Here is a 15,599-nt window from a genome sequence, read left to right as displayed (position 1 = left end):
CCTCTCTCAGCCGGTGATCGACAGGTTGTCCAGGTAGTAGATCCCGCCGTAGCCGGCCGGTTCGTCGGTGCTGAAGGTGAGCCCGGCGAGCTGGTCGGCGGCGTTCATCGTCGTTGTCGTCTCGAAGGTCTGCGAACCGATCGTGATCGTTGCACGGTCGGTGGTCGCGTCGATGCTGACCGGTCGATAGGTCCGCAGCGGGATCGCTTCGTCCAGCGCACCCAGCCCGACCCAACCGGTGCCGTTGTTGACCTCCAGCTGTTGCGGTGCCGACCCGGTCCCGGCCTTGAGGCGGAAGTTCCAGGCGGTCACCGGTTTGCCGCCTGCCGTGCCGCGGACTCCGATGGTCAGCGGTGCTCGGGTGTCGGTCTGGCCGAGACTCATGCTGGCCCGTTGATGGTCGGTGGCCGGCGACGGACGGGTGATCCGAGCGTTGTCGTCGGTCCACTTGTCCCACAGCCGCAGGGCTGTCCGGCTGTGATCACCGCCGAATTCGCTGTAGGCGGGGTCGGCTGCGACGTCGGTGACCCAGGCGTGCTCGGCGTCGGTCCAGCCTCGCGGTACGGCGAACGGCAGCTCGTTCTCGAAGGTGTCGATGCCGGCTGCGTACAGCTGCAGTTCGGTGATCTTGGTCGGCCGGTCCTTGGCGCCGGTGATCTTGAGGTAGCCGACGTCGGAGGCGGTGACGTCGGTGTAGCGCATCGCCCGGTCCTGGCGATCTCTCACCCGGTTCACCGTTTTCCAGTTCGACCCGTCGGCGGAGACCGCGACGTCGGCGCTCTCGGCATCGCCGTGGCCGAGCATCAGGCCGATCCGGTTGATCGGGTAGCTTCGGTCCAGCTTCAGCACCATCGTTCCCGGCCGGGACCCGCGGGGCACCAGCACGGCCTCCGAGCCGACCGCGGAGCTGCCGTCGAAGGCCGCGGCCGGGCGCTGCTCGGGGAAGCGGCGGTCGGGTGCGGCGAAGGACCCGGAGACCGACGCGGACTTGTCGATCAGCTTGCTGGCGACGTCGATCAGTCCGACGCCGGGTGTCACCGCTGCGACGTAGGAGGCGCTGACACCGAACTGTTCGTCGTAGGCGCCGCAGCCCCAGACGTGGCACTGGTCGTAGAAGATGATCGATCGGCCGGCGCCGACATTCTCCATCGACGTGTTGCCGCTGGTTCCGTCGTAGCGGCCGTTGTTGCCCGTCGACGGATAGTTGGCGAAGATCGTCCGGGCGCTGTCCCAGTGCTCGCCGGTGCCGTCATTGCTGGTCAGCACCCGGACGTCGGGACGCCCGGTGGCCAGCAGCAGGGTGCCGTTGGGTTGCAACACGAGATCGGGATAGATGCCGTGCAGCACTGCGCCGTCCGGTCCGATCAGCTTGCGCGCCGTGGTCCAGGTCCGCCCGTTGTCCTCGGAGACGGACCGGAACAGCTCCGGCGAACCGCCGACCGTGCCGCGCAGCACTGCGAGCAGCCGGTTGTCGGCGGTGAACGTCCAGCCGACCTCGTTGGACCCGCCGAGATCGGCGGTCGGGATCACCGAGCGCAGCGACCACGTCTCACCGCCATCGGAGCTCTGCAGGACGAACGAACTGGACGTCCGTTCTCCGACGAAGGTGCCGTACGCGGGGACGATCAACGTACCGCCGGGCAGCACCAGCACCCGGCGGTGCACCCGCAGACCGTTCGGGGTCGGGCCGAGTTGATGATCTTCGGGCATCGCGACCGGGGCCCGCTGCAGCTTCCAGTGTTCACCGTCGTCGGTGGAGGTGCGGACCAGCAGATCGACACCGGTGTGCTCGGCGTTCCACTCCGGGATGAAGTCGATCTGCAGCAGCGACCCGTCCGGCATCCGGGTCATGTTCAGCGCCGTGGCCGGCTGATCGCGCTCGGTGTGCAGGAAGGTCAGACCGCTGTCCTCGGAGGTGGACAGGTTGACCTCGGATGCGGCCGAGGCGACGTCGGGGTTGGACTGGGTGGAGACCAGGATCTTGCGCGTTGTCCGCCCGGTGCCGTCGACCTTGTTGATCGAGTACGACGCCGGCACCGCAGCCGGGGCTCCGGGCCCCCAGTTGAGGACGTTCCAGTGTGAGCCGGCACCCGACGTGATGCTGTCCGGGTCCGCACCGTCGCCGGCAACGAAGCCGGATCCCTGAAGGGGAAGCGATCCCTGCCCTTGGGCCGTCGAGCCCACCAGGCCGGCCATGATCAACATTCCGGCCGCTGCCCCGAGGCCGAGGTAGTGGATCCGTGTCCTGAGGTCTTTCCCGCTGCGCCGCACTGCGCCTCCAGGTGATCTACGTGGAACGATGTTTCACACTATCGCTCGGCGGTAGTGAACTCGGCCCCGGCCGATCTGTCAAGGCGTGCGGGGTCGCTGCGTCCGGTGCTGCGTCGGGTGAGGGCTGCGTTCAGCCGCCGCGGGTGACGACGGCGAACGGCGAGCTGGTCAGGTCGGTGAAGTTGCCGACCTGGGCGTTGACGGTGCATTCGGGCGCCTGGGACAACGCGGTCACGGTCAACCCGTCGGAGGACACGGTCAGTGCGCCGGAGCAGCCGTCACTGAAGCGGACGCCGTCCTCGCCGCCGGCGACGGCGGTCAACATCTCTGACGGCTGCCCGACCGCCGGACTCTTGTAGAGCGGATTGACCGCATCCTCGCCACTAGGCCAGACCGGCACCAGGGTGATCGGCAACGTTCGCTGGCTGACGATCCGGGACGGGGTGTTGACCTGGATGTCCTGCAACCGTTGCACCGGATAGGCGGTCCCGGAGACATCGGAGTCACTCATCGCATCGGTGGTCGCCTGGCCGGCGGCGTCCAGCCAGTCCTGCAGCTGGGACTGGTCGGTGATCTTCTGATGGACGTCCACCGACACTTCCTGGCTGTTCTGCTTCTCGACGTCGACGCCGTCGATGCTCCAGCCGCAGCGCTGGGTGATGCCGGTGACGCTGGGCAGGTTCTCCTTCTGCGCGCCGTCGGTCCAGGACACGGTCGGGCACCCGCTCTGTTTGGGCAGCCCGGGAATCACCTCGAAGAACGGCCCGGACAGCGGAGCCTTCTGGGCGGTGTAGGTGATCGTCAGCTTGATCGTCGCCGACGACGGGTCGTATTCGGCCTTGCGGCTGATCCCCAGTCCGGTGGGGGTCGCCTGGTCCTGTTGCGTCGCCTGGATCACCGGCGGCGCCGACTTCTGCTCCGGCGGCGGTTTCGGTCGCGGCAGCACCTTGATCAGCACCACCGTCAGCACGATGATCAGGATCAGTGCCCCGACCCCAGCAGCGATCACCCAGGGCCGTTTCCACCAGACCCGGGGAGCCGGTTCCTCGATGCTCTCCTCGGCCACCTCGGCGACCGGTGCCGGGCGGCGCGGCATCGGCCGGTGCATGGTCGCACCGACCGGGGCGCCCAGGTCCGGCAGGCTGGTCGTGCCCGGTCCCGGCGCTTCACCGCCGGCACCGGCGGACTCGGTCTGCGATTCGTCGATCCCCCGGATCGCGGTCGCCGGCCGCTCGGTCTGGGTGAATTCCTCCGGACCGGTCTGCAGCGGCAGCTCCGGCACATCGGTCAGCGCCGCACTCAGTCGATGCAGCGCGACAGCGGCGTCGGCGGCCGTCGGTCGTGCCCGCGGATCCTTGGCCAGCATCCGGTGCAGCAAGGCGCCGAGGTCGGTCGGCACGTCCAGCGACGGCACCTGGCTGGAGACGTGCCGGTAGGCCACGGTGAAGTCGGTCCCGGGGCCGGCGAACGGGGTGCGTCCGGCCAGCATCTCGTAGAGCAGCACGCCGGCGCCGTACACGTCGGCCTCCGGTCCGGCGACGCCGCTGCTGATCAGTTCCGGCGACATGTACTCCGGGGTGCCGAGCAGCCCGGTGGAGGTCCGCGGCCGTTCGGTGACGATCCGGGCGATGCCGAAGTCCGTCACCTTCGCGCCGTCGGAGCGGCCGGTCAGCCAGTCCTCCATCAGCAGCACGTTGTCGGGCTTGATGTCGCGGTGTGACACGTCCCGGCGGTGGGCGGCGGCGATCCCCTCCAGCACCTCGGCGGCCAGCCCGGTGGCCACCTGAGGCGGCAGGTTGCGGTAGGTGGCCAACACGTCGCGCAGCGATCCGCCGGCGACGTAGTCCATCACGATCGCTAGCCGGTCGCCTTCGACCACCAGGTCGCGGACGGTGACGATGTTGGGATGCTGCAGGCCGGTCAGGATCGAGCGTTCGCGGACGAATCGCTCGACCAGGGTCGGGTCTGCGAGGTGTTCGGGGCGCAGGATCTTGGCCGCTACCGTCTCGCCGCTGCGGACGTCGACCGCCCGCCAGACCTGACCGGCGGCGCCACTCCCGATCGGCTCGCCGAGACGATACGAAGCCCCGAGAGCCTCGCTGTACTCCATCTACCCCGGCCCATTCCTCGACTGACGAACGTCGGGGCCGATGACCATCCCCGACGATGGGCAACCCCGACGATTACCAGCACGCATCATGCCATCGACCGGGGCCGTTTCCCGACTCGTCGGTCTCCCGGACCCGCCGAGAAACCGGTCACTCGCCGAGATGCCGGGTCCAGGTCGCCTGCGCCTCCTCCTCGCGGCCCGCGCGGGCGAGTGCGTTGCAGAGCGCCGCGGTCGCCGGGTAGCGCCGATCGGGGTCGAGCTGCGGCAACACCTGTTCCAGCAGGGCTGTGGCCTCGTCGACCCGTCCGGCGTCGGCCAGGTAGCGGCCCCGATCGGCCCGCACCTCGACCAGTGCCTCGAACCGGTCACCGAGCTGCTGCTCCGCCCGGTCCAGATGATCGAACGCGGACTGCCACTCCCCCTCCAGGGCGTACAGCTCGGCGGAATGTCGCTCGACGTCGACGGTCAGCAGAGTCAGGTCGAGGTCCTCCAGCCGGCCGCTGTCCGCCGCCAGCTCGGCGATCCGATCGGGGAGGGCCTGCAGCGTCCGTACGGCCTCCTCGACGGACCGATCGGCGAGCACGTTGGCCCTGATCCTGGTCGCCCCGATCAGCAGATCGAGTTCACCGAGCTCGGGGGCCGCGGCGATCACCGCGTCCAGCAGCGGCGCAGCCCGCTCGTACGCGTCGTGTTGCCAGGCCACCCGGCCGGCGTGGTAGCGGGCCTGCAGCGCTGCCGCCGGTGCGTCGGCCGCGTCGGCGAAGTCGGCTGCCTCGACGTAGGCGGCCTCGGCACCGGGCTCGCCGAGCTCGGACAGGGCTTGCCCCAGCAGCCACAGCGCCTGGCCGAGCGGTGCGCCGTCCAGTCGCCGGAAGGCGGGCAGTATCGATTCGATCAGCTCGGCGGCGCTGGTCGGGTTGCCGAGCTGCTGTTCGGCGATCGCGAGCAGCCAGGTCGCGTAGCTGCGGACCCGGTCGTCGGCTTCACGGGTCGCCCGGGAGATCAGGTCCTGTGCCACCTCGCGGGCCCCGGCCCAGTCCTGCAGGTCCAGCAGCACGGTGGTCAGCCCGTAGCCAGAGCCGAGACTGAAGCCGACCTGATGGGTCCGGGCGTGGTCGGCGGCCGCCCGGTAGTCCGCCGCCGCCGTCTCCGGGTCGCCGGTGCCGGCGGCCAGCGCGGCACGCGCCGACATCGCCTGGACGACCGCATAGTGCTGGCCGGCGGCGGTGGCGTCGTCCTGGATCCGGCCGAGCCGTTCGGCGGCTTCGTCGGGATCCAGCTCGGCGGCCTGCACGGCATGCACCCTGCTGAGCAGCGCCCAGCCGTGATCGTCGGCGACGTCGAACAACTCGGCGGCCCGGGTCAGCAGTCCGGCCCGGTCGGCGGAAGCGGCGGCACCGGACAGTGGCAGCAATGCCTTGGCCGCAGCGTCCGGTCTGCCGGCGGCGACCATCTCGTCCACGCCGCGGTGCGCGGCGGCGATCCGGTCCGGATCGGGTGTGTCGGTCAGACCGAGGGACGCCACCTCGATCAGGAACAGCTCGGCCTTGTCACCGGCGCGTTCGGCCGCATTGCGGGCCTCGGTGAACAGCCGGCCGGCCGTCTCGGGATCCGCGTCGGCCCGGTGCTGGGCCAGCTGACGGTCCAGGTAGGCCCGGGCACTCCAGGTCTGCTCCGACGCCTGATCGTCGCCCGGTTGTCGGCGCAGGCGCTGCCAGCGGTCGACGAGGTCGGTGCCGGCGATGCCGTCGTCGAGCCGGGCCCGCAGCCGGCGGGCCAGGTCGATCGGGTCGGTGGGCGCGTCGGTGTCTTCGGTGTCATCGGGTGCGGAGTCGGCGACCAGGCCGGGGATGACGATCGGCACCTGGTACGGCGTCGGGTTTGTCGCCGCGGCCAACTGTCGGGAGATGACCGTGGTCGCGTTGCGGCTGTCGAACTGGCCGGCGATCCGATCCGCCGTCCGTCGGCAGCTGTCGATCACCGTGTCCACCGGTTCGTCACCGATCATGTCCGGCGTCGCACCGATCCGCCGGCCGGCATCGAGAACGGCGGCGGCGATGCCGCTGAAGTACATCTGCTCGGAGGCGAGCGGAAGTTGATCACGCCAGTCCAGCCGCGGCAGCAGCCGAGTGACCGCTTCGGCGGTGTAGCCGGCTCGGACGTCGAACATCAGCTGCCGGGCCATCGGCACCGCAAACACCGGGTCGGCCTTGGTCAACCGCCAGCCCCGTTGGTGGGCGGCGACCGCATCGTCGATCCGGCCGGTGCGGAGCAGCGAGTCGACCGCGTCACCGAGCACCACGTGTGGCTGCTCGGCGCAGCTGGTCTCACCGACGATCACCGGCTGCCAGCTGATCAACGCCTGCTCATGATCATCGCGGCCTGCTTCGATCTCACCGAACAGGCTCGCCTCGCAGGCGAAGCAGTCGGCAAGATCATCACGGGGCGCCGAACGCCATCGGCCCAGCCAGTGGTCGATCTCCGCTTCGGTTCCGGCCTGCAGCGCGAGCCGGGTCCGCTGTTGGGCGACTGGCCGTTCGCTGAAGCCCTCGGCCTGCACCCGGCGTGCGACGTCGTCGAGCATCTGCTGTGCTGTCTGCAAGGAGATCTCGGGGATGTTGATCACCCGCTCCATCGCCCATTTGCCGAACCAGAGGATGCGTCCGCGATCGTGCTGATCGGGTACGTCGGTGTCCAGCTGGGTCAGCAGCCAACCGATCATCGCCAGGTCGCCCGGATCCTCCGGGACACCGTTCCGGCTGGATACCAGCGAGATCCGGGCTTGCAGGATGCCGTCCGGTTCACCGATCTCGTCGGCCAGCAACACGGCCCGCTCGGCGGCCCGGACCTGGTCCGCACCGCGGGGCGCCTGCCTGGTCGCTGCCAGGGCATCCTTGAGCTCGGGGGTGATCATCGCAACTCCTGGAGATCGAGTGTCGTCCGCAACAGATCGGGCAGGGCCTGCTGCAACACGGTCGCGTCGAACGGCGTCAGCCGGTGTCGGCCGGACGCCAGCGCGTGGGCGTACAACGCGCGCAGCGCCAACGTGATCAGCTCGGTGTCGCTGCTGCCGGCGAGTCGCCGCAGATCAGGATGGTCGGTGTTGATCACGAAGCGTGGATGGTTGGGCAGGTCGCGCTGCAGGCCGGACAACACCGCCGCCCAGGCACCGTCGGCCTGCTCGGCAAGATCATCTTCGACCGCCCGGACCGCATCCTTGCGACTGGCCAGCAGCAACACCGCGACGGTCTCCGGTCGGAAGCTGCGCAGCTCGGTCCGGACGTCGGTCCTGGCCAGCATCGCACCGGCCTGGTCGAGCACCGTGCCGAACAGCTCACGGTCGGCCGGCGCCGGCTCGGCCAGGTACCCGATCAGGTCCTGCGGGTCGAGTCGGGCCGTCCGGCTCTCGGCGCGAGCGGACTGCAGGCGTTGCAGGATCTCCACGTCGTAGGCGTGGCCGGCGTTGATCACCGCCAGGCGCTGAGCGCCGGCGATCTGGCTGACCTGGCGGTAGTCACCGTCGTTGTCGCAGTAGTGCAAGGTCGGGTGATCGGCCAGCAGGTCGTCCAGACTGGCGGTGCCGACGGTGCTCTCGAACGGCAGGAATCGCGCGACCAGATCCAGCATCGCCTCGTCCTGGACCGCCATCGCCCGCATCCCGAGGTGATGGACGGCGAGCAGCTCCTGCATCCGGCCTGGGTGGGTCTGCGCGGTCCGCAGCAGCCAGCTGCGCAGCTGATCACCGAGCCGGTCGCGCGCCTCGGCAAGATCATCATCGTCCTGCAGACTCTCCCGTGACGCGGTGAGCTTGAGGTGGTCGGTGTTGACCACAGCCCGTACGAAGAACGCCCACTCCGGCAGCAGATTCGGCTCGTTCTCGGTGACCAGCATGTTGTGCGCGTAGACCCGATGGGTGCTGCGGCCGGACGGTGTCGGTGGCACGAAGGCGTAACCGCGAGTTCCGGTCCCGGGGTCGGACAGCGGGATCAGGTCGATCGGGGTGAACCCGAGCTCCTCGCGGCACAACTCGATCGCGGCCGCCCGGCGGTCGGCGCCCGTGGTCGCCGGATCGTCCCAGCAGAATCGGCGGTCGGCCACGTCGATCAGGTCGTCGGCGGTCCGGAGCCGGATCCGATGTGGCAGATGGGCTGCATAGTGGCGCAACAGGTGACCGACCAGGTCGGCGCTCAGCAGCTCGGCCTGCCCCGGTCGTGGGGCCAGCCGGACGTCGGTGCCCGGCTGCTCACGACGCTCGTCGGCATCGGTGACGTCGAAGGTGCCGTCTGCTCGTCCGAGCCATCGCAACGTCTGTTCGCTACCGTCGGCGCGGGTGATGATCTCGACCTCGTCGGTGACCAGGAAGCAGGACAGCAGCCCGATCCCGAACCGGCCGAGGAAGCCCTCCCGAGAGAACCCGAGCTCGTCGCGTTTGCTCGATCCGCCGATGGTGGACAGCACCCGGTCGATGTCGTCGCGGGTCAGGCCGATCCCGGTGTCACTGACCTGGAGTCGTCCGTCGGCCGCGACATCGCACGGCGTGACGGTGACCGCCATCTCGTCGGTACTACGGGCAGTCAGCGCATCGACCGCATTCTGTACGAGCTCACGCAGATAGACCCGCGGCGTCGAGTAGAGGTGTCGGCCGAGCAGGTCGACGATGCCGCCGAGGTCGACATGGAAATTCTGTGCCACAAACGCTCCGTCGATGTTCTGGGTGCACGGTCGTGGTGTCGATCCTCGCAGACCGCGAGGTCTCGTGGTCCGCCGCATCCACAACCACCAGCGATCGGCGTCATCGCTGGCCCTGCGCGTCCAACCAGTCCTGATAGCTAAGCGGGCCGACACCGACCAGGACAACCGGCAGATCTTTGGCACGGAACGTCCATGGGTCGATCTCGGTGTCAGCCTCGACCGTCAGTACGGTCCCGTCGTCGAAGTGGAAGATCGGGTCAAAGACGCCTTCGTCGATCTCCATCGCCACAACCGAACGCCCGCGCTGCCCCTCGACCACCGCCAGCATCAGATCATCGTCGGACTCCCAGGTCGCCAGCACCCTGCCGTGCCGAGCCAGCGCCCAGGCACAGTTGACCGCAAGCGCCCAGCCCTCGCCGTACATGTTGATCATGAAGCAGTTCGTCGCCACCCCGGTCACCACCAGCGGCAGCAGAGCCGACACGTCCTCCTTCAGATCAGCCATCGGCCCTCACTCCTCGAACTCGATCAGGTCCTGCACGGCGGCGTGCAGCCAGCCGGCGAAGTCATCGTAGGATTCGAACAGCTCGAATCCCGGCTCACCGAAATCCTCGATGATGCGGACCGTGCTTGCCGTGGTCGCGAGGTCGAAGCAGGCCACATCGTCACGGTCGACGCGGCGCGCGAACGGCACCAACTTCCGTTGTGGGTAACGGTCTCTGATGCCTCTTACCCGGTTGATCAACTGTTCGCCGTGCAAGATCGACCACGGCTCCAGCTCGACCAACCCCAACTCGACCACTCGGAGGAACAGTGGCGGATAGACGAAGCCGTCGGGAAGGTCCGCGCTGGCCAGCAGCCGACGCGTCGGGCTGGCCACGGTCTCTCGCGACGATTCGTCCGCTCGACCCTGGACCCGATCACGTGCAGCGGCCAGGAGTTGGGGGTAGCGTTCGCTCAGCGGCGCCGTGAGCTTTGACTCCAGAGCCGACTCGAGGTCCCACAACACACGCCGCTCCGCGTGATGATCAACAGCACCGTCAGCGAGATTGAATCGGGTGAGCCAGTCGTAGACCACCAATGCTTCGTCCTGAGTGAGCGTGAGCTCGACGTCTTGCGTCATGTTCGCCAGTGTGTCATGCGACGGCCTCGCGCCGTCGGCCTAGCCGCACAGCCCCTCGCTCGTCAGAGCCCCGTCGGATGGAACTCAAGATCATCAACGGTCAGCACGACCAGCCGGCCAACCGCATCCGGAGGCGGCGGTGCGTCCAGCTCGAGTTGAACGGCGGCGCCCCCGATGATGACTCCGATCACCTCATCGTCGAAGGTCGCCGACACCGTCCCTCGCACCGCAGTCATGCTCCGAGGAGTCGACTCGACGGGAGCGGTGATCTCCGACCAGGAACGAGGCCGTGCAAACTCGAGCTCGACGTCGACCCTGTCCCCCGCCTGCACCGGCTCTGAACCGTGCCAGGTCCCGCTGAGGAGACCGACCTCGGTGGTCAAGGTCAGCGCAGGATCCTCCCGCGACGCCCTGTTGGCGGCGACTCCCCACATCGACAGCCCTCCCTCTGTTTCGAACCGCGCAGCGCCGTAGCGGCCGGACCTCAGTGTCAGCCATTCCCTGGGCCATGCCCCCGCTGCCACCGGGCCAGCGACATCGCGCGCGACCTTTCTCCCTCCGTCACAGCCACAATCACCGCGACGATGTCCTCCCGATTCGGAATCATCGCCCAGTGCGGATCCAGCTCACCGGACTCAACGTCCTCGATCACGGTCAGCCCATCTCCGAAGACTGACACGCTGATCCCTTCCTCAGTCTGCACCGCAACATCTGGGTGCTCCACATCCGCACCCTGCAGGGAGTCCAACAGTGCTGGGATGTCAGCGAGCTCGCCGTCTCGCATCGCTCCATTGACCTCAGTGATCAAAAAGACCACGATGGCACCCCTTCAATCGGCCGGGAGGAAATTCCGTCGCGCGAACCGTATCGCGACTTGAGCGGCCCGGCGTTCAACAAGCACTGCCGACGACCCGCGGTCTCCAGGGTCAGGACAAGCGCTGGGCCCAATCTTCGTCCTCATCCTGCACACGTATCGGCCACCTCGACCCACCGGCCGTCGGGCACGTGCGCAACTTCTTCCAGATCCGATGCGATCGCCTGGCCGATCTTGCGGCGGCGTAGACCTGATAGTCAACCACTTGACTGTCGGCGCCCTGACGGACGAGCAGCGCTCCAACGAGCGTGCACATCAGTGCCCGCTCGAGTGCTCCCGCTCCCACACCCGGATCACGCTGACGTCGATTTGCATGGCATCGGCCAGGATGCGCATCTCGACGACCGCATCCCTGCCGACGTGGATATCCCACTCATAGAGCTGAGTGCAGAGAAGGTCGAGCGCCAGACCGTACTCCCCATACCTGAGCTCGTCCTCGACCTTCTGCTGATCGCGGAGCGGAAGCTGTCCGCGGAACTGTCCGGCCAGCGCACCGATCCGTCGTTCCAACTCACTGAAGAGCATGATCACCGCTCATACCTGGCGAACAGACGTTCCGCTTCTGTGAAGGCCTCATCGAGCCCGACCGCCTGATGTTCTGCCATGCTCCCGAAGCGGATGAGTTCCATTGCGTTGACGAGTTCGACAAGGGTGCGGTCATCGGTCGACGACACCCCGCCCAACTAGTACGCCAGCCGCTCGAACTCCGAGTGGGCTGCTGCCGGATCCACCTGTCGAGCGGCGAAGCAGGCCCGCAACTCGCGAAAGTGCGCCACAACTTCCCTGTTGGTCACGCGTCATCACCTCACAAGCCATGATGCCGAAGACTCGCCAATCCTCTGTCGGCGCGACGCCCGGACCCGCGATCGCCCCATTGCACCATCGAGACTCCAGCTTCAGCTCCGCCACGACCGGACCGCGGCTTCACACACAGCGAGTGCGTAGTCCCCGAAATTGTCGCCGAGCCGCCTCACCGTCCTCATCCAGCGCCGCTGTATCGAGCACCACGAGTCCAAGATCATCTTCCATCACCTCGATCATCGACGCAGGCAGACCGAGAGACGCCCGCGCATCGCGCGTCGCACGGACCGAGCCCAGGAGCTCATTGCCCATCGCCGGTGTCTGATACACACCGAGAAACTCGAGCCCGGCGATGTCCCAGGTGCCGAACTCCTGAACCACACGCCGATACGACGGTGGAAACACGACACCCAACTGCTGCTCTGCGGCGCGCAACATTTCGTCCGAGCATCCGTCAGCAAAGGTGGACACGCGAGAGTACTCGTGAACAAGTTGGATGAGACTCTCTGCAGCTTCGACTGCGGTCATCAGTTTCCCTCCGAGTGGTGCGAACGCTGCGGCCTGACTTGGGATCCTGGTCTCGACCTTCCGGTGCAGTTGTCAGTTGTTGTCAACGTGCAGGCTCTTGGGCAACTTCTTCGATCGTGACGTCTTGATCGCATGGACACGATGATCTCATCGGAACTGAGCCGCGACGCGCTTCAGACGATCGTCAACGTCCAGACCGTCACTCGGCGTGCGGCCATCAGACCACGGTGCGCCCTTCGCGATCCAGTGCTCTCGCCACCTGCGAACCCCGACCAACGACGAGTCGCCGTAGCCGAATTCGACCCCACAGCACGGGCAGGTATCGAATGACGGGGACCGTCCATCCTCTCCCCACGGGCACCACTCGTTGAAGTAGTATCCACAAACCCGACAGGTTCGCAACGGATCAGAACTGGTCATTGAAGTAGTCCAAGTTAGTCGGCCGACCGCACACCATACGGGTCGGATCGGACGTACAGATCGGTCGCGGCCGCGTTCAAGACGTCAGGCATGCTCCAACGGGGCCGCATCCAGTGCGAGTGCCCGCCCAGTCATAGACCGAACCGCCCCGCTTCGAACCGCACGGCCCAGCGAGGTGGTCAATGCACATCGTCGCCTCGTCGCCAGCATCCCCCTACTCAGCCACCTTGGACCAACGGAGTCGGTTGACTCCTTATCAAGGTTTTCGCCGACCGTCCATCGGACGCCCATGAGAACTTCTGTCGAGTCGCGCCCGCTCTCACCACGTCGTAGGGCTGGTCGGACGGCCTCTGATCCACGTCATTCGGGTGCGCCTGGCGGGTCGACCTGTTTAGTCAAGGTGCTTCAGAAGCCCTTCACTGTAGTAACGCACCCTTGCCGGCGACGCTTCGGACGCCACGCGGCGGGCGAGCTCCAGACCACGCTCGTCAAGCCGCATAATATCGGATAGCCGGTCCCTACGTTCACCTGGAACGACACGAACAATCTCTTGATAGTCTGCGTTCCAGGAAATAATGTCGTCAATCAGATCTCTCGACAAGCCAGCCTCTCCTAACGAGACAGCTCCGCCATCGACTTCCGTGAGCACAGGATCCATGTAGTCGGCGGCCAGTGTCAAATATCTCATACCTACTTCCCAGATCATTCTGACCGAGATCCCTGGCCAAGATCATCGCCGACTTCAACCGCGGAGGGTAGCTTTCCTCGGTCAGCCAGACGAGCATTGCACGATAGACGTCCTCCGGCGCCAGATCATGGCGCCGACCGCGTTCGGGACAATCGGCTCTTCAGGTCGCACAACATCGATCGCGCGTCATCCAACTCGCCCGCCTCCTCCCACAGCTCACGCCACTCGGAGCCGTCAGCAACGACCCGATCCAGCGCTCGCGCAGCCAACTCGGCCGATTCCTCATCGATCTCAAGACGCTCACCCTGAACAAGGAACCTCGGCCCCGACCACTCCGGCACCACGCCGCCCCAGAGTTGGGCGACCACGGCCGCCGCCGCGATCGCCTCCGCCGCCACGGGCTGTTCCACATAGTCGTCGCAGCTCACAGCGGCCCGCAGAGCATCATCGATCAACCGCCGACGCGTCGAGAGGTCAGCTTCGTCCAAGCCGTACGCCCAGTCCATCGCCGAGTCATCATCGAACGGACCGGTACCCCAGGCACCCAATGCGCTCACCTCATCATTGTGTATAGCCCGAGAGACCGCGCTCTCGACGCTGCCGATCGTCCCTGCGCGAATTCAATCCAGCAGTTTGGTCAGCTTCAATTCAACGAACCCATGCCCCATCAGTCCGTCCCTTGGCCCCTGCTCCGCAGCACCCGGCTCCACCACTTCCTGGTGCAGCACCTTGCCGGGATCATTGTCATCGTAGGTCACCCGATAGGTCTGCCCAGTCAGTTCCTCGTATCGCACCAAAGGCGGAAACGCCCAGTCTGCGCGGTCCCAGTTGTCGAACCGGCCGAGCACCGCCCACTTGCCCTTCTTCAGACCTAGACCACCGAAAGCCCCGACCAGCACGGCATCATCCGGGCGCAGACCCGACAACTCGTCCAACTCCGGGACCGCATCACGCTTCGGCCCGAAGAAGTAGCCGAAGATCTGCATCTCTTTCATGCGAGCAATGATCCCAACTGCGTAGCCATCACTACGAAGCGGAACCGCGATCCAATCGCCCTCGGCGCAATCCAGCGCCGTCACTGGACTACTCCGTCCGCTGCCATATGCTGCCGACCTCCGTTCCTGATCCGCCGCCGGTTGCCTACAAGTTGATCCGCGATGGTGTCCAATCGCAGTCGACCAACCGCGATTCGGGCAGCCAATTCGCCACGACCGGCCACCGATGTGCCTACTCACGAGAATGCATGCGGTTGCCCGGACGGCCCCTGAGCACCGTCCTCGGCCAGTGCGCCGATCACAGACTTACAGGTCGTACACGTCTGACATTGTCAGCTCCTCACTGCGGTGGCCAGGCGGTTCGAGTCGGATCGGGCGGTACTGGCCTGCCGGGTCGTTGACCCCGATGACTGGTGCCACCGCTGCGGCATATCTGATCGTGCCTAATCAGAGCGTCGATGTCGATGCCCTCTCGCGTACCGCGAGCTCACTAGTCGCCCGATCGACAGGGACGCCTGCCACGTGGCACTCGGATCAGTAGCGATACCTGAGACGTGATGCATGATCTCATCATCACTCCACGACTGTGGGAATCGGATTTTCCTGGATATCCTCTGCCCGGACGGCGTGCACCACCGAACGCCCCGTTGGCCGCGCCTCACCCGGTTATCCTTCACCAATTGATGGCCGCCGACACAGCATTAAGCGGACTGCCGTTGTTGGAATCGCGGTAGGCCTGAAGCTCCTTATCGGTAACGGGTTTCAGACCCCACGGCCGCACTGGTTCAGCGGATGGGGAGCCTCGAGCTACTCCTATTGAGACTGTTCCCGATCGCGCAGTTCCGCTTCCCAGAGTGGAATGGTTCCGTAGCTTATACCTAGCGATTCACCCAACTCGCGCAGGTCATCCAGATTCGCGCGTGAAATTTGACACTCGCGCTCGTACAACTGCTCACAGAGCATCTCATAAGCCACTCCAGACTCGTTATGCATGACTAGGTCACGAATCTTGGAGCGTTCACTATCCGTTAAACAATCTGCATTGCGCTCGGCAGCCTGAATGATTCGTCTCTCCAGTTCCGACAGTTCGACCATCT

At 66.4% G+C, this 15,599-nt stretch carries 13 protein-coding genes; all 13 read right to left on the bottom strand.

The window, feature by feature from the left end:
- Positions 1 to 6: 6 nt before the first annotated feature.
- Complete coding sequence (locus tag BLU38_RS20095) at positions 7 to 2,196, bottom strand: exo-alpha-sialidase (RefSeq protein WP_172836189.1); 2,190 nt, start codon at positions 2,194 to 2,196, stop codon at positions 7 to 9.
- 205 nt (positions 2,197 to 2,401) lie between these two features.
- Complete coding sequence (locus tag BLU38_RS20090; protein ID WP_091527214.1) at positions 2,402 to 4,381, bottom strand: serine/threonine-protein kinase; 1,980 nt, start codon at positions 4,379 to 4,381, stop codon at positions 2,402 to 2,404.
- 148 nt (positions 4,382 to 4,529) lie between these two features.
- The gene (locus tag BLU38_RS20085; protein WP_091527213.1) at positions 4,530 to 7,295 is read right to left on the bottom strand and encodes a hypothetical protein; all 2,766 of its coding nucleotides are present in this window, start codon (positions 7,293 to 7,295) and stop codon (positions 4,530 to 4,532) included.
- A complete protein-coding gene (locus tag BLU38_RS20080) occupies positions 7,292 to 9,073 on the bottom strand; it encodes an HSP90 family protein (RefSeq protein WP_157683583.1) in 1,782 nt (593 codons plus the stop codon). Before BLU38_RS20080 ends, BLU38_RS20085 begins: the two co-directional genes overlap by 4 nt.
- A 100-nt stretch (positions 9,074 to 9,173) precedes the next feature.
- Complete coding sequence (locus BLU38_RS20075; RefSeq protein WP_091527211.1) at positions 9,174 to 9,578, bottom strand: hypothetical protein; 405 nt, start codon at positions 9,576 to 9,578, stop codon at positions 9,174 to 9,176.
- A 6-nt stretch (positions 9,579 to 9,584) separates the two neighbouring features.
- A complete protein-coding gene (locus tag BLU38_RS20070) occupies positions 9,585 to 10,196 on the bottom strand; it encodes a hypothetical protein (RefSeq protein WP_091527210.1) in 612 nt (203 codons plus the stop codon).
- 62 nt (positions 10,197 to 10,258) lie between these two features.
- The gene (locus BLU38_RS30990) at positions 10,259 to 10,432 is read right to left on the bottom strand and encodes a hypothetical protein (protein ID WP_157683582.1); all 174 of its coding nucleotides are present in this window, start codon (positions 10,430 to 10,432) and stop codon (positions 10,259 to 10,261) included.
- A 254-nt stretch (positions 10,433 to 10,686) separates the two neighbouring features.
- Positions 10,687 to 11,013: a hypothetical protein gene (locus tag BLU38_RS20060; RefSeq protein ID WP_091527208.1), complete on the bottom strand. Its 327-nt coding sequence runs from the start codon at positions 11,011 to 11,013 to the stop codon at positions 10,687 to 10,689.
- Between the two features lie 312 nt (positions 11,014 to 11,325).
- The gene (locus BLU38_RS20055; RefSeq protein WP_231920420.1) at positions 11,326 to 11,595 is read right to left on the bottom strand and encodes a MafI family immunity protein; all 270 of its coding nucleotides are present in this window, start codon (positions 11,593 to 11,595) and stop codon (positions 11,326 to 11,328) included.
- A 399-nt stretch (positions 11,596 to 11,994) separates the two neighbouring features.
- Positions 11,995 to 12,399 (bottom strand): SMI1/KNR4 family protein, encoded by a 405-nt coding sequence (locus tag BLU38_RS20050; protein WP_091527206.1) that lies wholly within the window; start codon positions 12,397 to 12,399, stop codon positions 11,995 to 11,997.
- 1,233 nt (positions 12,400 to 13,632) lie between these two features.
- Positions 13,633 to 14,064 (bottom strand): DUF4259 domain-containing protein, encoded by a 432-nt coding sequence (locus tag BLU38_RS20040; RefSeq protein WP_157683581.1) that lies wholly within the window; start codon positions 14,062 to 14,064, stop codon positions 13,633 to 13,635.
- Between the two features lie 63 nt (positions 14,065 to 14,127).
- Positions 14,128 to 14,586, bottom strand: coding sequence for an Imm26 family immunity protein (locus BLU38_RS20035; RefSeq protein ID WP_157683580.1), 459 nt, complete (start codon positions 14,584 to 14,586; stop codon positions 14,128 to 14,130).
- Positions 14,587 to 15,315: 729 nt separating this feature from the next.
- The gene (locus tag BLU38_RS30980; RefSeq protein ID WP_157683579.1) at positions 15,316 to 15,597 is read right to left on the bottom strand and encodes a MafI family immunity protein; all 282 of its coding nucleotides are present in this window, start codon (positions 15,595 to 15,597) and stop codon (positions 15,316 to 15,318) included.
- Positions 15,598 to 15,599: the final 2 nt, after the last annotated feature.

This window comes from Microlunatus soli (genome assembly GCF_900105385.1).
Classification (GTDB): Bacteria; Actinomycetota; Actinomycetes; order Propionibacteriales; family Propionibacteriaceae; genus Microlunatus; species Microlunatus soli.
Note: the sequence above shows the minus strand (reverse complement) of the source record. Positions and strands in the feature narration are given on the sequence as shown.